Raw genomic sequence first — 19,719 nt, forward strand, 5'->3', positions numbered from 1 at the left:
ATGGCAAAAAATAAAAATACGGTTGTAACGGCTGATGGTTATCATGTACCTGTTCTGTTAAAAGAAAGTGTAGATGGTATGAATATTCAGGCAAATGATGTTTGCGTGGATGTAACGTTTGGTGGAGGAGGACATTCTCGGGAGATTTTATCTCGACTAGGTTCCGATGGTCACCTGTATGTTTTCGATCAGGATGAAGATGCAATACATAATATTACTGATGATAAGAGACAAACTTTTATTCGCAGTAATTTTTGTTTTCTAAAAACGTTTCTAAAATATCATAATGTAACAGAGGTAAATTCTGTTCTTGCTGATTTGGGCGTATCTTCTCACCACTTTGACGATAGCGAACGCGGTTTCTCGTTTCGTTTCGAAGAAGGTGATCTTGATATGAGAATGAATCAGAAGTCGAATCTTACAGCTGCAAAGATATTGAATGAGTATGCGGAAGAAGATATTGCGAATGTTCTCTATCTATATGGAGAATTGAAACCTTCGAGACAAATTGCTGCGGTAATAGCTCGTCAACGCAAAGAAAAGCCATTCGAAAAAGTAAAAGATTTATTGGCGATATTGACTCCGTATGCAAAAGGAGTTAAAGAGAAAAAGATATTGGCTCAGGCTTTTCAGGCTCTGCGTATTGAAGTGAATCAGGAGATGCAGACTCTAAAAGATATGTTGACTCAGGCTTTAAGCGTTTTAGTCCCAGGCGGACGCTTGTCGGTTATCACATATCATTCGTTAGAAGATCGTTTGGTTAAGAATTTCTTTAAGACCGGTAATTTCGAAGGAGAGGTAGATAAAGATTTTTACGGAAATATAAATACTCCCTTTGTATTGGTGAATAATAGAGTTATAACTCCATCTCCTGAAGAACAGGATGCTAATCCCCGATCAAGAAGTGCTAAGCTGAGAATTGCAGAAAAGAAATAAGATTGAAACGAGGTTGTAAACCTATAAATTAGAACATGCGTGTGAAGCTCAAGGATATAAAGAAAAATATAATGCACGTATTAGGTGGGACTATTCTCACTGAAGATTTCTTCTTGAAGAATACCCGCTTTATGCTTGTCGTTTTTATTATTATGGTGCTGTATATCAGTAATCGTTATAGTTGTATCTCGAAAATGGCAGAGATAGAATCTTTAAAAAGAGAACTTAAAGATGTTAAATACGAGTCGTTAACTATCTCTTCGGATTTGACGGGTATAAGCAGGCAAACTCAGGTGCAAACTCTTATCGATCAGAATGATCTTAAGTTGATGACACCTTCCGTTCCGGCTTTTAAATTAGATAAACAGAAATAAAAACAACACATATATATTAGTATAGCATGTCAAAAGATGCGAATAATATCAGAAAAAAGAAGAATGCGATAATCAATCGATATGGGTTGATCGTGATTCTTTTTTTGACTGTTTTTATTGTAATCTTCGGTTATATCATTCGCATAATGTTTGTAGAAGGCGAACAGTGGCGCGCATTAGGTCTCAAAGAGACTGTGAAAAAAGATAGAGAGATTAAGCCCAATAGAGGTAATATTTATGCTGCCGACGGTCGTTTGTTGGCAACGAGTGAACCTCTTTATGGGGTGTATATGGATTTTATGTCGGAAGGTATACGAAAAGATACCTTAATGAAATATGTAGGAGATTTGTCGGTTAGGTTATCTAAAAAATTTCCTGATAGAACGGCTGCTCAATATAAAAATATTATTCTGAATGGCTGGGAATTAAGCCGTAGAGAATTAGCTGAAATAGAACGTAACAAAGCTAGTGGTTCTGATAAGCAAGTGAAGTTGAAAAGTCGTTATGTCCGCATCATAAAACGAGACATAGACTACTTGGAATTAAAAGAACTGCGTACTTATCCATTCTTGAATCAACGTTCAAACAAAACGGGCTTGATTGTAGAGGAGAGAACAATGCGTGCTAAACCTTTTGGCAGACTTGCCGGACGTACCGTTGGGTCTATCTATAAAGATATGGCAAAAGGCGGGGCGAGTGGTATCGAAATGAAATACGATTCGATATTGAGAGGTAAGCCTGGTGTGAAGAGCCGTCAGAAAGTACAAGGACGTTGGATTGATATAGTTGAAGTTCCTGCCGAAGATGGTTGGGATGTAAAAACAACTCTTGATGTAGATATTCAAGATATAACCGAACGTGCATTGTATGCAAAGTTGGTAGAAACGGATGCCGAATCGGGCACAGCTATTATAATGGAGGTTGCAACGGGTGAAATCAAAGCAATTTCGAATCTCGACCGAATTTCGGATGGTGTATATGCAGAAGGTAATCCAAATGCATTTTCGTATATGAACGAGCCGGGGTCGACCTTTAAGACACTCTCTATAATGATTGCCTTAGAAGATGGAGTTGTTACTCCTAATGAAAAGTTTCATGTGGGGAACGGTTTGTATCAATACGGTAAAAGTTGGATACGAGATCACTACTGGCAAAAGGGGCAGGATAGAGGTGATTTGACAGTGTCGGAGGGTATGTATATATCATCTAATATTGTTATTGCAAAAACTATTTTGAAGGGGTATGAAAATAATCCGGAGAAATACGTTCAACGTTTATATGATTTAGGAATTACGAAAAAGATAGAATGGGATGTGCCATTGAACGGAAAAGAAGGTACAGCCGTTATTCGTCATCCAAATGATAAATCAAGTTATTGGTCAAAAACTACACTTCCTTGGATGTCATTCGGATACGAAACTCAAATTCCACCTATTTATATACTCATGTTTTATAATGGTATTGCCAATGGTGGTAAAATGATAAAACCATTTCTTACTAAGGCATTTATAAAAGATGGAGATGTTCAGGAGAAGTTCGAAACAGAGGTGATTAATCCCTCTTTATGTTCTCCTAAAACCTTAGAAGAGATAAAAGCAATGCTTGTAGGTGTTGTGAATGAAGGAACGGGTAAGGCTGTTGCATCGAAATCGTTTCAGATTGCAGGAAAAACGGGTACAGCTCAAATTGCAAGTGGTGGTAATTATGCTAACGGGCACTTTGTGTCGTTTTGTGGATATTTTCCGGCAGATAAACCTTTATATACTTGTTTTGTAGGTATCAGACGTCCTAGAGGTATTCCTTCGGGAGGGCTTATGCCGGGAGGAGTTTTCAAGCGTATAGCCGAGGAAGTATATGCTCGTAATGTTTTTGTTGCGCCAGATCAATGTAAGCCCGATTCTGTGATGACGATGATGCCTTATGTTAAAAATGGGTCTTTAAAAGATATGCAAACAGTGTTTACTCAGTTGAATATTCCATTTACGCTTCCCGTTGGTGAGGCTGAATGGGTAATGGCTAGTACATTGCAAAATAAGATAGAATTAAGTAAAAATGTAGTTCAGAACGGATTAGTACCTGATGTTCGCGGAATGGGTGCTAAAGATGCTTTGTTTCTTCTTGAAAGAGCAGGTCTAAGGGTGGTCTTACAAGGATACGGAACTGTAACATCTCAATCTGTTCCGGCAGGAAGCAGAGTAATTAAAGGTTCGCAAGTAACACTTGGGCTAAAATAAAGCAATTAATAATTGAGGACTTAACAAAATACAGGATATGGAATTGCAGGCTTTGATATCAAACATAAAATCGGAAGATATAGTAGAAATACTAGGCATTAAAGATGTAAATGTAACAGGTATTACTTCCGATTCACGCAAAGTAACCACAGGTTATGCGTTTATAGCACTGAAAGGTGTTCAAGTGGATGGGCATGATTTTATTGCGAAAGCAATAGAGTTGGGAGCAAAAGTTATTATTCATGACGAAGATACTGATACATCTAATTCATCAGTTACTTACATAAAGGTAAAAGATGCGGCGGATGCCATTGGGAAAATAGCCTCGGCATGGTATGGCAACCCTTCTCAGAAATTGAATCTGGTTGGTGTTACCGGTACAAATGGTAAAACAACTACTGCAACTCTTCTGTATAATGTTTTTCGTAAATTAGGATATGGAGCAGGATTGCTTTCTACCGTTTGCAATTATGTAAACGACGATCAGTTTCCGGCAACTCATACCACGCCGGATCCTATTTCGTTGAATGAATTTCTGGCTAAGATGGTTGAAGCAGGTTGTGAGTATGCTTTCATGGAAGTTAGTTCGCACGCTATTCACCAAAAGCGAATCAGTGGCTTAGAGTTTAAAGGAGGTATATTCTCTAACTTGACTCAAGACCACTTAGATTATCACGGTACTATGCAGGATTATTTAAAAGCTAAAAAAGCATTTTTTGATAATCTGCCAGCTACCGCTTTTACGTTGACAAATGTTGATGACAAGAATGGTTTGGTAATGTTACAAAATACCAAAGCCAAAAAATATACATATTCACTACGAACTCTTGCCGATTTTAAGGCTCGTGTTATCGAAAAACATTTCGATGGAACTGCTATCGAAATAAATGGTAGAGAACTTGAAGTTCAGTTTGTAGGAGTATTCAATGTCTATAACCTACTGGCAGTATATGGTGCATCTGTACTGCTCGGTGAAGACCTGGAGAAAATATTGATAGTGTTGAGTACTTTGAAATCGGTTGCAGGTCGTTTCGAAACTATTCGTTCCAAAGATGGCTTTACTGCAATTGTAGATTATGCACATACACCCGATGCACTTGTTAATGTGCTTGGTGCTATTCATGATGTCTTAGAAGGAGGCGGTCGTGTAATTACCGTAGTAGGTTGCGGTGGTAATAGAGATAAAACCAAACGCCCTATAATGGCTCGCGAGGCTGTAACATTAAGCGATCAGGTGATTTTGACATCGGATAATCCCCGATTCGAAGAGCCTCAATCTATCGTTGATGATATGGTTGCAGGTTTAGACCCTGTACAGATGAAAAAAGCTTTGTGTATTGTAGATAGAGAACAGGCAATAAAAACAGCTTGTACTTTTGCAAAACCCGGAGATGTGATACTTATTGCAGGCAAAGGACACGAAGATTATCAAGATGTAAAAGGCGTGAAACATCATTTTGACGATAAAGAAATTGTCAAAAATATACTTGGATTGTAATCCTAAATTAAGAAATTATAAACTACCTGATATAGGCGATAAAATTAAATTATATAATGCTATACTATCTATTCAACTATTTGGATTCCTTAGACTTTCCCGGTGCGGGTATGTTTAGGTATGTATCTTTCAGAGCAGTCATAACGATTATCCTTTCTATGGGAATATCTACTATTATAGGTCGACGGATTATTGATAAATTGCAAGTATTGCAAATCGGAGAGACTGTACGTAATCTCGGCTTGGAAGGACAACTAAGTAAAAAGGGTACTCCTACCATGGGAGGGGTCATTATTATCATTGCTATTATAATTCCTGTGATATTATTGGCACGTCTGGAGAATACTTATATCATATTGATGTTGATAACTACAATATGGTTAGGATCGTTAGGCTTTTTAGATGATTATATAAAAGTTTTCAAAAAAGATAAAGAAGGATTACATGGTAAATTTAAAGTCATAGCACAAGTTGGTCTTGGCTTGATTGTAGGCTTAACTTTATATCTGAGTCCGACGGTTATAGTACGTGAAAATACCGAAATACGTAATCAAGAGAATGTAATCGAAAGAGTTACTTATACAGTTGAAGGAGTAAAATCAACGCAGACAACTATTCCTTTTCTTAAGAATAATAACTTGGATTATGAATCGTTTGTTACTTTTCTGGGCGATTACTCAACTCCTGCTGCATGGATATTATTCGTGTTTGTAGTTATATTCATTGTAACCGCTGTATCAAATGGAGCTAATCTTACCGATGGTCTCGATGGATTGGCTGCCGGTAGTTCGGCTATTATAGGTGTAACACTCGGGATTCTGGCATATGTATCGGGACACGTTGAATTTGCTTCTTATCTGAATATAATGTTTATTCCCGGTAGTGAAGAGTTGGTTGTATTTGCTGCCGCCTTTATAGGTGCAACAATCGGATTTCTTTGGTACAACTCTTATCCTGCTCAGGTATTTATGGGAGATACAGGAAGTTTGACATTAGGAGGTATTATAGGTGTATTTGCTGTTATTATACATAAAGAACTATTGTTACCTATACTTTGCGGAGTTTTCTTCGTGGAAAGTTTATCGGTAATGATGCAGGTGTTTTATTTCAAGTTTACCAAAAAGAAATACGGAGAAGGTCGCCGCGTTTTCAAAATGACACCTCTGCATCACCATTTTCAGAAAGCGGGAAATTCAGGGATACAGGCACTTATACAAAAACCGTTTAATCCTGTGCCTGAGTCTAAAATTGTGATTCGTTTCTGGATTATCGGGATTATATTAGCGGCTGTTACTTTGGCTACATTGAAAATGAGATAACATGTAGAGGCGAATTACATTCGCCTGGTATTATAATATATACGAAATGAAAAAGATAGTAATACTCGGAGGTGGCGAAAGCGGAGTAGGTTCTGCTATACTTGCTCAGGCAAAAGGATTTGAAGTCTTTTTGTCCGATAACGGGGCTTTGCAGGAGAAATACAAGATTGAATTGACAAGCCGAAATATTCCTTTTGAAGAAAAAGGTCATACCGAAGAGAATATACTTTCAGCAGGCGAGATAATTAAGAGTCCTGGTATTCCCGATAGCGTACCTCTGATTCAGCAGGCAAAAGCAAAAGGAATATCTATTATTTCGGAAATAGAATTTGCAGGCAGATATACCGATGCAACAAAAATATGTATTACGGGTAGCAATGGTAAAACAACTACAACAAGTTTGCTTTATCATCTACTAAAATCTGCCGGACTGAATGTAGGTCTGGGAGGTAATATCGGAAAAAGTTTTGCAAGGCAGGTTGCCGAAAATAGTTATGATTATTATGTCTTGGAATTGAGTAGTTTTCAATTAGATAATATGTATGATTTTAAAGCGGATATTGCCATACTACTCAATATAACACCCGATCATTTGGATCGGTACGATCATGATTTTCAGAAGTATGTAGACGCAAAGATGCGTATTACTCAAAACCAAACACCGGAAGATGCTTTTATTTATTGGGCAGAAGATCCGGTTGTAACAAAGGAAGTGGCAAAGAAACAGCCTATAGCTAGGGTGTTTACATTCTCGGAGCATAAAGCTGATAATGTTTCAGCATATGCAGATAATGATCAGATAGTAATTAATACATCAAAATCAGTATTCACTATGGAGCAGGATTTATTGGCTTTAACGGGTACTCATAACTTATATAATTCTTTGGCTTCGGCTATTGCAGCCAAATTATTGGATATCAAGGATGAGAAGATAAGGCAGTCGCTGAGTGATTTTAAAGGTGTAGAACATCGGTTAGAAAAAGTAGCTACTGTAAGAGGGATACAATTTATAAATGACTCTAAGGCTACTAATGTCAACTCTTGTTGGTATGCCTTGAAAAGCATGAAAACAAAAGTTGTACTTATATTAGGTGGAACAGATAAGGGAAATGATTATCAGGAAATAGAGGAGCTTGTAAAAACAAAAGTACATGCTCTGGTTTTCTTGGGAGTGGATAATTCGAAACTACATAAATTTTTCGATGGAAAGATCGGAACTATTGTTGATGCAGGTTCTATGGAGGAAGCTGTAACAAAAGCTTATTCGTTATCGAAAGAAGGAGACTCGGTTCTCTTATCACCATGCTGTGCAAGTTTCGATTTATTTAAAAATTATGAGGATAGAGGTGACCAGTTTAAATATTGGGTAAGAAAATTATAACAGTCAACAGTCAGCAGTCAACAATTGACTATCTACTTGTTTACTCGTGAATTTGTAAACTAAAGAATATGAACGTCTTTGAGCGAATATTTAAAGGAGATAAAACAATTTGGTGCATATTTATAGCTTTATGTATCATCTCATTATTGGAAGTATTCAGTGCTTCCAGTACCATTGTTTATCGCCAGCACAACCATTGGGGGCCTATTTTGCGTCATGCGGTATTCCTTCTGATTGGTTTTGGATCTGTCATGTTCCTTCAAAGGGTTCCTACACGCTATTTTGCAGCGTTATTACTATTACTGCCTATTTCGTGGATATTGCTGGTAATGACTATGTTTATAGGAACAGACGTTAATGGAGCACAGCGTTGGTTGGGCGTAGGTGCTTTTACGATACAACCGTCGGAGTTTGCAAAGTTGGCTTTAGTTGGCTTTGTAGCCTTCTTTTTGAGTAAAATGAAGCCCGATAACGAGTCGTTTCTGTTTAAAATATTAATGGGTGGTATATTAGTCACCTGTGCGCTTATTATTACTGAAAACCTATCTACAGCATGTCTGCTTTTTGGCGTCTGTTATTTGATGATGTTTATTGGTCAGGTTAGCTTTAAGAAATTAGGACTGATTGCGTTATGCGGAATCAGTGCTTTGGTTCTATTAATAGGTTCTTTAACTCTTATACCTAAATCTACCGCAAAAGATTACTTACCGGATCGTTTTGCGACCTGGCAAAATCGTATTGACCGACATTCTGCGGAGCAGGACGAGAGCAATATCTCATCGCCCGAGGAATATAAAATAACTGATGACAACTATCAGGTATCACATGCCAAGATAGCAATAGCTAACGGTGAAATTATAGGTCTGCCCGGTAGTGGAAACGAACGTGACTTTTTACCTCAAGCATACTCTGATTTTATTTTTGCTATTATTCTCGAAGAAATGGGATTGCTGGGTGGTCTGTTTACATTACTTTTGTATGTAGCCTTAATGATTCGAACAGGAGTTCTGGCATCTAAATGTGAGAAATTATTTCCCCGTTATCTCTTGTTGGGTGCGGGATTGATTATAACAGTACAGGCATTAGCCAATATGGCTGTTGCCGTGAATTTGATACCCGTTACGGGGCAACCTTTACCACTTATCAGTCGTGGAGGAACATCTACTATTATAACGTGTATTTATTTTGGAATAATACTAGCGTGTTCAAATGCAAAAGAAGATCAACATGAAGATGTGGATGAAGATATTGCAAATGTAGAATACGAGTAAAATTAAACGATCGATGAAACAGCCAATGAGAGTTATTATAAGTGGAGGAGGTACGGGAGGTCATATTTTTCCTGCCATATCTATTGCCAATGCTATAAAATTGCGTTATCCGGATGCAGCTATTCTTTTTGTAGGTGCAGAAGATAGAATGGAAATGACTCGTGTCCCAAAAGCAGGATATGATATTGTAGGTCTTCCGGTAGCAGGTTTCAATAGAAAAGAATTATTCAAAAATATATCGGTTGTAAAGAAACTGATAACAAGCCTTTTTAAGGCAAACAGCGTTGTGAAGAAATTTAATCCTGATATAGCAATTGGTGTAGGAGGTTATGCAAGCGGCCCATTATTAAAGGTTGCTTCGAGAAGAGGTATACCGACTCTTATTCAAGAGCAAAATTCATATGCCGGAGTAACTAATAAGTTATTAGCTAAAAAAGCTTCTAAGATTTGTGTAGCTTACGAAGGGATGGAAGCATTCTTTCCTAAAGATAAAATAGTATTGACAGGTAACCCTTGTCGTCAGGATTTGCTATCGGATGTGTCGAAAGAAGAAGCATACCGTTTCTTCAAGCTTGACCCTATGAAAAGAACTATTCTTGTTTTGGGAGGAAGTCTTGGAGCACGCACTTTGAACCAGAGTATAATGAGAAATTTATCACTCTTGGATAATTCAGGAGTACAGATTCTTTGGCAGTGCGGCGAACGCTATCAATATGATCTGACAATAGAATTAACTGATAAATCTCAGGCTCAATATATCCATCTGTATGATTTTATAAACAGAATGGATTTGGCTTATAAGGCTGCCGATATTGTGGTTTCCAGAGCGGGAGCAGGTTCTATCTCGGAACTTAGCATATTGGCGAAACCTACTATTCTGATCCCGTCTCCGAATGTAGCAGAAGATCATCAAACCAAAAATGCAATGGCATTGGTTGATAAAAATGCGGCCATAATGATCAACGACGAAGATGCTGCGTCTAAACTTCTGGGTAGTGCATTGCAGATAGTAAAAGATGATAGTATGCTTGCTATGTTAGCAAAAAATATAAAGACAATGGCGCATCCCGATGCGGCAGATCAGATTGTGGACGAAATAGAAAAACTGGTTAATAAAGAAGGTAAATAGAGATTATGGAAAATATAAAGTCAGTATATTTTTTAGGGATAGGTGGTATTGGTATGAGTAACCTGGCTCGCTATTTTCTTTCGAAAGGAAAGAAAGTTGCAGGGTATGACAAAACCGAGACTTTGCTGACTCAGACTCTTGTGCAGGAAGGTGCAAGTATTCATTACGATGATAATACAAATAATATTCCTACTGATTTTACAGATAAAGATTCAACTTTAGTTGTTTATACTCCAGCTCTGCCGAGTGATAGTGCTGAGTTACAATATTTCCAACAAAACAATTTCGATCTTAAAAAACGAGCTCAGGTTTTAGGCTTGATAACTAAAAGCAGTAAAGCTTTATGTTGTGCGGGTACTCATGGCAAGACAACTACTTCAAGTATGCTTGCTCATATTCTGAAAGGTTCTCATCTCGATTGCAATGCTTTTCTGGGAGGAATACTTAAAAATTACGGAAGTAATCTGATGTTGTCCGATACCAGTGAATTTACAGTAGTAGAAGCTGACGAGTACGATCGTTCTTTCCATTGGCTGCATCCTTATATGGCTCTGATAACTTCAGTTGATCCCGATCACTTGGATATATACGGAACGGAAGCCGAATATTTGAAAAGCTTTGAAAAATTCACAAGCCTGATCCAACCCGGAGGGGCTTTAGTGATGAAACACAATATTAAACTGTCTCCTAAACTAGTCGAAGGAGTCAGACTATATACATACTCTATTGATAGAGGTGATTTTCATGCTACAAATATAAAAGTAGGTGGAGGTACTATTCGTTTCGATTTTGTGACACCTAAAAGCACTGTCAAAAATATAGAATTGGGAGTTCCTGTTAGAATTAATATCGAGAACGGAATCGGTTCTATGGCTCTGGCTTGGTTAAACGGAGCGACGGATGAAGAATTACGCCGTGCGATGGCTACCTTTCAAGGAGCAAAACGTCGTTTTGACTTTCTCCTAAAATCCGATGATCTGGTAATGATAGATGACTATGCTCATCACCCCGATGAACTTTCGGCAAGTATATCTTCTGTCAAAGAATTATATCCGGATAAAAAAGTGTTGGGAGTTTTTCAACCGCACTTATATACACGAACCCGGGATTTTGTAGATGAGTTTGCCAGAAGTCTCTCTCTCTTGGATGAGTTGATTCTTTTGGATATATATCCTGCCCGCGAAAAACCGATTGAAGGAATAACCTCAAAAGTTATTTTTGATAAAGTTTCCTGCAAAAAAACGTTGTGCAAAAAAGAAGAGCTATTAGATTTACTGGAGAAAAAGGACGATATTGAGGTGCTTTTGACAATAGGAGCCGGAGACATAGATCAATTGTTACCCGAAATAAAAGAAATTATTAGTAACAGAGTTAACCGATAGGCGAGTAGACAAGTCTCGTTTACTTGTTTACCTGTTAACTTGTAAACTAAAATGAATGGTAAAAAAAATATTAGTTATTATCGGATTGTGTTTATTGGGTGGTTACCTGATTTTTGCGGCTTTCTTTTTCGAGAAAAAGCCACAAGATAAGATATGCAACCAATTTGAGATTGTGGTAAACAATGAAGATACTGACCGCTTTATAAATGTTGCCGACTTAGAAAAAGATATAGACTCACGAGGGTTAAATCCTTATGGAAAGCAGCTAAAAGAAGTTAATACTTTGGCTATACAAGAGGCTTTGTTATCTAATAAATTAATCAAGTCTGCCGAGGTTTTCTTAACTAGCGGAGGTGGTATCAGAGCTGTAATTATTGAGCGAATCCCCATTCTGAGGGTTATGCCAGCAGGTGGGCAAAGTTACTATATTGATAAAGACGGGGAGAAAATGCCTCTCTCTATTCACAATACAGCATACCTGCCAATTGCAACCGGAGAAATAAAAGATGAGTTTGCAAAGACAGATTTATATAAATTTGCACTATTTTTGTCTAAGAACGAATTTTGGAATGCTCAGATCGAACAAATTGTGGTGCAGTCCCCGAATGAAGTTGTCCTGATAACCCGAATAGGGAATCACGAAGTACTGATGGGAAAGCTGGAAGATGTTGATGCTAAGCTAGATCGATTGAAAAAATTCTATACCGAAGCCTTACCCGGTACGGGCTGGAACAGGTATACAAAAATAAATTTGAAATACGACAAACAAGTTGTAGGCACAAAGCGTTGAATGTAAGATAATACTAAGTGTCCAAAAAGTATTTATCACATGGTCCGGAATCATAATAGCTTGTTGTTATTATGTTTACCGAAGCAATAAAAAGCTCTGTGAGTTTCAATATTTTTGTGAAAAGAGCGTTTAGTATGTATATAAGTAAATAAAAGAGTTTAGAGATCTATCTAAGTAAACAAACTAGAATTGTTTTGCTTGTGGAAATGATATAATAGGTCTTAGACCTTAATAGGAAAGAAGATATGGAACAATCAGGTTTTATTGTCGGTATCGACTTAGGGACTTCGAAAATTGTAGGATTGTTAGGACGGAAAAATGAGCAGGGAGTAATATCTATTCTCGCATCAGAATCTATCCCATCTGATAATTGTGTAAAGCACGGAGTGGTTTACAATATAGATGAAGCGGCAGGAAAAATAAAGAAGTTGGTAAACTTGTTGGAAAACAAGTCGGGTCGTAAAATAGGAAAAATATACGTGTCAGTTGCCGGGAAATCTTTGCGTGCAATAGAATATACTTTAACAAAAGATCTTATAGATGAGTCGGAAGTTTCATTTGCGGTTATAGACCAAATGGAACAACAAGCTCGTCAGAATAAACCTGATTTTTTGACAAATTATAGTGTTGTTGCACCCGAAATATTTTTGGATGGACATCCCGAGGATGACCCTATTGGTAAAACTGCAACTCTTGTAGAAGGGCGTTATCGTCTTATAGTAGGTCGTCCTAATATCAAGAGTAACCTGATAAAATGTATTACTGAAAAGAATCAGTTAGACATTGCCGGATTTATTGTTGGACCCGTTGCAGCCGGAGCTATCGTTCTGGATGAGACTGATAAGCAAGCAGGCTGTGCCCTTATCGACTTTGGTGCAGGTACAACTACACTATCAATATATAAGGAAGGTCTTCTTCGCTATATGGCAGTGATACCATTTGGAGGTCGCACCATTTCTAAAGATGTAAAAGAACTAGGTTTTATAGACACAGCTGCCGAATCGTATAAAATAAAATACGGTAGAGTAGGCAAGGATAAAAATAAACAAGCAACATCTTCTTCTAATTCAGAAGTTGACGTAAAGGAGATGAATAAAGTAATCCAACTTCGTGAAGAAGAGATTATTTTAAACATCCTTAATCAGATAAAAGAATCGGGTTATGCAGGCAAATTAGATGCCGGTATAATAATAGTGGGAGGTGCTTCTCAATTGACAGGGTTACCTGAGTTTTTAGAAGAAAAAGCACAGATGCCAGTTAAAAAAGGAGCAGCAAAACGATTGTATATTAATAACGCAGCCGATTTGTTGCAAAATCCTGCATATGCTCAATGTTTAGGACTATTGTTATTTGCAAATGAAAACTGCGAAAAAGTAGAAGCTCCTAAAGTTGATTATATCAACCGTCCACGTCCATTAGATTCAGCACAAAGTGGTAGTTATTCCGAAGCCACAGAAAGAAATCAAAATTCATCAGCACATCATGAACAACCACCTGTGGATAATGATGATGACGAAGAATACGAAGACGAAGAGCCGGAGTACGAAGAAAGATCGAGAAAAGGAAAAAAGGTGAAAGATAAAAAATCACCCGGTCTTTTTGATTTCTTCGGTAAAATACAGAACTTAGGTGGAACTATGTTTAAAGATGAAGATTAATTAATCTGCAACTTTTAGTCCTCCATTCGAATTAATAGCTAATTAGGGGTATTAGACCTAGAAAAGCAATACAAGGTCTGCAACCTTACAAACGTGATAAATAAAGAAGATACGCTATATGAATGACGAGATATTAGAATTTCAGTTTCCGCGAAAAACCCAGACTATCATCAAAGTAATTGGTGTAGGTGGTGGTGGTGGAAATGCCGTGAATCATATGTATAATGAGGGAATACATGACGTATCGTTTGCTCTCTGTAATACAGACAATCAGGCATTGCATGAATCTCCCGTTGAAACCCGTGTACAACTTGGTCGACGTACAACCGAAGGTCTGGGAGCAGGTAACCGCCCCGAGGTAGCAAAATCTGCTGCCGAAGAAAGTCGCCAAGACATACAAGAACTTCTGGCTGATGGTACCAAAATGGTATTTATTACGGCAGGTATGGGGGGGGGAACCGGAACCGGTGCAGCTCCTGTTGTAGCCCGTATTGCAAAAGATATGAATATTTTGACCGTTGGTATTGTTACAATACCTTTTGTGTTTGAAGGTCGTAAAAAGATAATCCAAGCCCTTAGAGGTGTTGAAGATATTGCTCAGAATGTAGATGCCTTATTGGTAATCAACAATGAGCGTTTGATAGATATATATTCGGATCTTACGATTCCGAATGCATTTGCCAAAGCTGATGATACTTTAGCTATTGCAGCAAAAGGTATTGCTGAGATTATAACTGTACACGGACATATAAATCTCGACTTTGCCGATGTTAAAACCATCCTTAAAGATGGTGGTGTAGCCATCATGAGTAGTGGTATGGGCGAAGGTGAAAACAGAGTAGAAGAAGCTATCAGAAACGCATTACATTCACCATTGTTGAATAACAATGATGTATTTAAAGCAAAAAAGATACTATTCAACATTTATGCAGGAGCAGAAACTCCACTTATTGTTGAAGAAATGGAATCTGTATCTGAATTCATGAAACGCTTTGGTCCAGAGATTGAAGTTATCTGGGGTACAGCAACAGAAGAAAGCTTAGGTGGTAAGGTTAAAATTACTTTGCTGGCAACAGGTTTTGGAATGTCGAGCATACCGGGTATAGGAGATCATCTGAGAGAAATGACCGAAGAAGAGCAACGCTTGGAAGAGGAACGTTTCATCAAAGAAGAAGAAGAGAAACGCCGTATCAATACAATGATTGAGCAGCATTACGGGAAAGACGGAGTTAAAACTATGGATGTTAAATCATTCTTTACTCCACGTCCTATTATATTATCGACCGAAGAACTGGATGATGATAAGATAGTTGAAGCATTGGAAAACACTCCTGTATTTAAAAGAGGAGAAGATTTCAATCCGAACGACTATAAGCCCGAAACTAAAAAGCCAACAGATTTATTTAACTAAGGTCTGAGGCCTTAAAAATACAACCATATATGGACTTGTTTGATAGAGTAAGTGAAGATATTAAAGATGCAATGCGTGCTAAAGATAAGATCAAATTAGAAGCATTACGCGGAGCGAAAAAAGAGTTTATTGAAGCAAAAACAGCTAAAGATAGCGATGGCGAATTGTCGGACGAAGTTGCTGTGAAGATTCTTCAAAAAATGGTAAAGCAAAGAAGAGACAGTGCAGATATCTACAAGTCGCAAGATCGTCCTGAGCTAGCTGAGAAAGAATTGGAAGAAATAGCTGTACTAGAGCACTATTTACCAAAGCAACTCACAGAACAAGAACTTGAAGTTAAATTGAAAGAGATTATAGCTTCTGTCGGAGCAACAAGTGCAGCCGATATGGGTAAAGTAATGGGCGCTGCTACAAAACAATTAGCAGGATTAGCTCCTGGAAAAGCAATTTCTGATACTGTAAAGAAACTACTATCATAAGAGGTTATCAGACCTTTTAATTCTTATAATAACAAAGAAGCCGATGAAAATTATTTTCATCGGCTTCTTTGTTATTATTGTACCTTTTTAGTTATACCTAACGGATACAGTTTTACCTTAACAAAGCAATAAAAAGGTCTGAGACCTACATCATATTGGCAGCTAAGAACTTTCTGGTTAGCTCAGCTTTCTCTCCTCTGCGTTGGATATAATTCTCAGCTTGCTCTTCTGAAATCTGTCCGATACTGAAATATCTGGATTGTGGATGAGCAAAGATTAATCCACTCACCGAAGCATTAGGTAGCATAACACCGTTTTCAGTTAGTTCAACACCTATTTCTGTCGATTGTAAAAGATCGGTATTCAATAGGAAGTTGATAGACTGATCGGGTATAGAAGGGTAGCCTACTGCCGGGCGGATCCCTTGATATTTAAGAGTAAACATCTGATCTATTGTGATATCTTCATCCGGAGCAAATCCCCAGAATTCTTTTCTAATTTTAGCATGAAGGTATTCAGTTGTGGCTTCAGCCAAACGGTCGAGTAATGATTTTAATAACAATACATTGTACTCATCTCCTTGATGTTCGTATTGACTTAGCAATTCGTTAGAACCTACACCTGCTGTTGCAGTAAATCCTGCTACATAATCCTTTTTGCCACTGTTTTTTGGTAGAACAAAATCACAAAGAGAAAGATACACCCCTTTGTCGTTCTTCTTTTGTTGACGCAACATCGGGAAGCAAATATCATTGATATAGATGCATTCATTATCTACATAAGCTTCATGAATGGCATATACAGCTTTGATGTACTCAGCCTTTGAGAAGATTAGCTGATCTAACATTTTCTTGGCATCACGATATAAACTCATACCCTCTTGAGCTTTCTCTCTTTCTTTCTCTGGGAAAGTGTTCAGCCATTCAGTATTGCAACTAGGACAGCCATCTAGATGTTGTACAGTGTGATAACGTGCCGAAAGATTCCAAGAATGGAAGAAGAACTTCCAATCGATATATGGAAGAATCTCCTCTATTGGAATATGAGGAATTATATGACGTCCTAAGTTGTTTGGAGTAGATGGTGTGTAATTTGCCCAATCAATTTTGAATGAATTCTTTATAGCTTCATCAAGTGGAACAAGTTCTACTTTTTTTGTCACCATTGAATCTCTCAGATCCTGATACTCGTCTCTTATCTCTTGGATAAAAGATTCTTTAGAGGCTGGGTTGATAAGTTTAGCAACAGCCGATGGAGCTTGCGAAGCATCCTTCACATATACTACCGAACCGTTGTTATATTTAGGATCAATTTTTATTGCTGTATGCAGTTTAGAAGTCGTAGCACCCCCAATCATAAGAGGAATTGTAAATCCAGCTTTTTCCATCTCATGAGCAACAATACTCATTTCTTCGAGGGATGGAGTAATAAGTCCGCTAAGACATAGTATATCTGGTTGCTCTTCTATTACTTTTTGGATAATTACTTCCGGTGGAACCATTACTCCAAGGTCGATAACTTCATAGTTGTTACATGCAAGAATGATAGCTACGATATTTTTACCGATATCGTGAACATCGCCTTTCACGGTTGCGATAACAAGTTTACCGGCACTGTTAGAAACCGACTTAGAATCTTTTTGAGCCTCGAGTGTAGGTTCAAGTATGGCTACAGCACGTTTCATTGTACGTGCGGTTTTTACAACCTGTGGTAAAAACATTTTTCCAGATCCGAACAGATCTCCTACTTTGTTCATACCTGACATAAGAGGCTTGTCAATGATGTCTACAGCTTTTGGATATACTCTTAGAGCTTCTTCTAAGTCTTCTTCCATAAAGTCGCTGATACCTTTAATCAGAGCATATTCTAAACGCTGATCTAGGGCATAGCTGCGCCATTCTTCTACTCTTTGCTCAGGCTGGTTCGATTTCTCATTCTTGATACGCTCAGCGTAATCAATAAGCTCATCGGTAGCTTCTTCCCTTCTGTTGAAGATAACGTCTTCTATGAGGTTTCTAAGGTCTGTGGGGATGTCATCATATATAACCGACTGCCCCGGATTCACAATACCCATATCCATACCCTTTTGGATGGCATAGTAAAGGAATACCGAGTGCATAGCTTCCCGTATATAATCATTCCCGCGGAACGAGAACGAAAGGTTACTAACACCTCCACTTATTTTAGCATGAGGTAGATTTGCTTTTATCCATTCAATGGTCTTAAGAAAATCAACTGCATACCCTCTATGTTCTTCAATCCCCGTAGCTATGGCTAATATATTGGGGTCGAAGATTATATTCATCGGATTAAATCCGTCATTTACAAGTAACTTATAAGCACGCTCACATATTTCGATACGTCTTTCGAATCTGTCAGCTTGTCCTGTTTCATCAAATGCCATAATAATTACGGCTGCTCCGTATTGGTTAACCAAACGTGCTTGACGAAGAAACTCTTCCTCTCCACCTTTCAGCGAGATTGAGTTTACAACAGCTTTACCTTGCAGACATTTAAGACCCGCTTCAAGTACTTCCCATTTAGATGAATCGACCATTACTGGAATACGTGATACATCGGGATCGGATGCTACAAGATTAAGGAAAGTGGTCATTTCTTTGACTCCATCCAATAGACCTTCGTCCATGTTTACATCAAGAATCTGAGCACCATCTTCTACTTGTCTGTGGGCAATGGTTAGCGCTTCTTCGTATTTTTCTTCTTTAATAAGTCGAAGAAACTTACGAGAACCGGCTACATTACAACGCTCACCAACATTTATAAAGTTAATTTCTGGTTTAGCTTCTAATAGCTCTAAACCAGAAAGCCACATGTATTTAGGCTTTTCAGCAGGTTTATGAGGAGTTGCTCCTTCAACTAAGCTTACGTATTGTGCTATGTGATCTGGGGTAGTACCACAACATCCACCAAGAATATTAACAAGACCTTCATCTACATATTCTTTGATCTGTTTAGCCATAATTTCGGGAGTCTCGTCATACTCTCCAAATTGATTTGGCAAACCTGCATTAGGATATGCCGATACATATGTAGGTGCAAGTCTGCCCAATTCCTTAAGGAAAGGTTTCATGTCAGATGCTCCGAATGAGCAGTTAAGACCTATTGAAAGGAAATCGATATGGCTGACAGATGCAAGAAATGCACCGGTTGTTTGCCCCGAAAGAGTACGCCCGCCTTTGTCTGATAACGTTACCGAAATCATGATCGGTATCTCTATATTTCGTTCTCTGCGAACTTCTGCTGCCGCAAAAAGAGCTGCTTTAGCATTCAGTGTATCAAATATAGTTTCTATTAAAAGCAGATCAACTCCACCATCAATCAAACCTTCTATTTGCTCTTTGTATACTTGATGCAAATCGTCAAAAGTCACAGCACGGTAGATAGGATTCTCTACTTTAGGACTCATAGATGCAGTCTTATTAGTAGGACCTATTGATCCTGCTACAAAGCGAGGTTTATTAGGTGTACGTTTTGTATATTCATCTGCTGCCTTACGTGCAAGACGAGCTGCTGCAATATTCATTTCTTTAACCAAGTCCGACATATTATAGTCGTCCATCGAAATAGAGTTTGCATTAAACGAGTTAGTCTCTATAATATCTGCTCCTGCTTCTAAGTATTCGCAGTGGATAGCTTCAATTATATCAGGACGTGTAAGACACAGTAAATCGTTATTACCTTTCAGTAGATTCGTGGAATTCTTGAATCTGTCTCCACGAAAATCTTCTTCAGTAAGGGTATATCGTTGTATCATGGTACCCATGGCACCATCTAATATAAGTATTCTGTCTTTTAGTATATCTTTAATCTGTAGCATTATTAGTATTCTTTTTTAT

At 38.0% G+C, this 19,719-nt stretch carries 14 protein-coding genes; 13 read left to right on the forward strand and 1 reads right to left on the reverse strand.

Features of this window, described 5'->3' with window-relative positions; genetic code table 11:
- The 13 genes from rsmH (at position 1) to CLV62_RS03715 (ending at position 15,862) form a co-directional block, all read left to right on the forward strand.
- Positions 1 to 936: a 16S rRNA (cytosine(1402)-N(4))-methyltransferase RsmH gene (gene rsmH, locus CLV62_RS03655; protein WP_110309437.1), complete on the forward strand. Its 936-nt coding sequence runs from the start codon at positions 1 to 3 to the stop codon at positions 934 to 936.
- A 35-nt stretch (positions 937 to 971) separates the two neighbouring features.
- Complete coding sequence (locus CLV62_RS03660; RefSeq protein WP_245903997.1) at positions 972 to 1,310, forward strand: FtsL-like putative cell division protein; 339 nt, start codon at positions 972 to 974, stop codon at positions 1,308 to 1,310.
- A 26-nt stretch (positions 1,311 to 1,336) separates the two neighbouring features.
- Positions 1,337 to 3,544 (forward strand): penicillin-binding protein, encoded by a 2,208-nt coding sequence (locus CLV62_RS03665; protein WP_110309438.1) that lies wholly within the window; start codon positions 1,337 to 1,339, stop codon positions 3,542 to 3,544.
- Between the two features lie 37 nt (positions 3,545 to 3,581).
- Positions 3,582 to 5,042, forward strand: a complete 1,461-nt coding sequence (locus CLV62_RS03670; RefSeq protein ID WP_110309439.1) for a UDP-N-acetylmuramoyl-L-alanyl-D-glutamate--2,6-diaminopimelate ligase — start codon at positions 3,582 to 3,584, stop codon at positions 5,040 to 5,042.
- A 56-nt stretch (positions 5,043 to 5,098) separates the two neighbouring features.
- Entirely contained in the window at positions 5,099 to 6,361 is a 1,263-nt protein-coding gene (mraY, locus tag CLV62_RS03675; RefSeq protein ID WP_110309440.1) for a phospho-N-acetylmuramoyl-pentapeptide-transferase, read from the forward strand.
- Between the two features lie 46 nt (positions 6,362 to 6,407).
- A complete protein-coding gene (murD, locus tag CLV62_RS03680; protein ID WP_110309441.1) occupies positions 6,408 to 7,742 on the forward strand; it encodes a UDP-N-acetylmuramoyl-L-alanine--D-glutamate ligase in 1,335 nt (444 codons plus the stop codon).
- A 68-nt stretch (positions 7,743 to 7,810) separates the two neighbouring features.
- Entirely contained in the window at positions 7,811 to 9,013 is a 1,203-nt protein-coding gene (locus tag CLV62_RS03685; protein WP_110309442.1) for an FtsW/RodA/SpoVE family cell cycle protein, read from the forward strand.
- 13 nt (positions 9,014 to 9,026) lie between these two features.
- A complete protein-coding gene (gene murG / locus CLV62_RS03690) occupies positions 9,027 to 10,142 on the forward strand; it encodes an undecaprenyldiphospho-muramoylpentapeptide beta-N-acetylglucosaminyltransferase (protein WP_110309443.1) in 1,116 nt (371 codons plus the stop codon).
- A gap of 5 nt (positions 10,143 to 10,147) precedes the next feature.
- A complete protein-coding gene (gene murC, locus CLV62_RS03695) occupies positions 10,148 to 11,524 on the forward strand; it encodes a UDP-N-acetylmuramate--L-alanine ligase (RefSeq protein WP_110309444.1) in 1,377 nt (458 codons plus the stop codon).
- Positions 11,525 to 11,579: 55 nt separating this feature from the next.
- Positions 11,580 to 12,314 (forward strand): cell division protein FtsQ/DivIB, encoded by a 735-nt coding sequence (locus CLV62_RS03700; RefSeq protein ID WP_110309445.1) that lies wholly within the window; start codon positions 11,580 to 11,582, stop codon positions 12,312 to 12,314.
- A gap of 245 nt (positions 12,315 to 12,559) precedes the next feature.
- Entirely contained in the window at positions 12,560 to 13,972 is a 1,413-nt protein-coding gene (gene ftsA, locus CLV62_RS03705) for a cell division protein FtsA (protein ID WP_110309446.1), read from the forward strand.
- Positions 13,973 to 14,090: 118 nt separating this feature from the next.
- The gene (gene ftsZ / locus CLV62_RS03710; protein WP_110309447.1) at positions 14,091 to 15,383 is read left to right on the forward strand and encodes a cell division protein FtsZ; all 1,293 of its coding nucleotides are present in this window, start codon (positions 14,091 to 14,093) and stop codon (positions 15,381 to 15,383) included.
- A 29-nt stretch (positions 15,384 to 15,412) separates the two neighbouring features.
- On the forward strand, positions 15,413 to 15,862 hold the full coding sequence (locus CLV62_RS03715) for a GatB/YqeY domain-containing protein (RefSeq protein WP_110309448.1): 450 nt from the start codon (positions 15,413 to 15,415) through the stop codon (positions 15,860 to 15,862).
- Positions 15,863 to 16,007: 145 nt separating this feature from the next.
- Here the strand turns inward: CLV62_RS03715 and metH are convergent, their stop codons facing one another.
- Positions 16,008 to 19,700 (reverse strand): methionine synthase, encoded by a 3,693-nt coding sequence (gene metH / locus CLV62_RS03720; RefSeq protein WP_110309449.1) that lies wholly within the window; start codon positions 19,698 to 19,700, stop codon positions 16,008 to 16,010.
- Between the last annotated feature and the right edge of the window lie 19 nt (positions 19,701 to 19,719).

The organism is Indolivaga alginatilytica (assembly GCF_003201355.1).
Lineage (GTDB): Bacteria > Bacteroidota > Bacteroidia > Bacteroidales > Dysgonomonadaceae > Dysgonomonas_A > Dysgonomonas_A alginatilytica.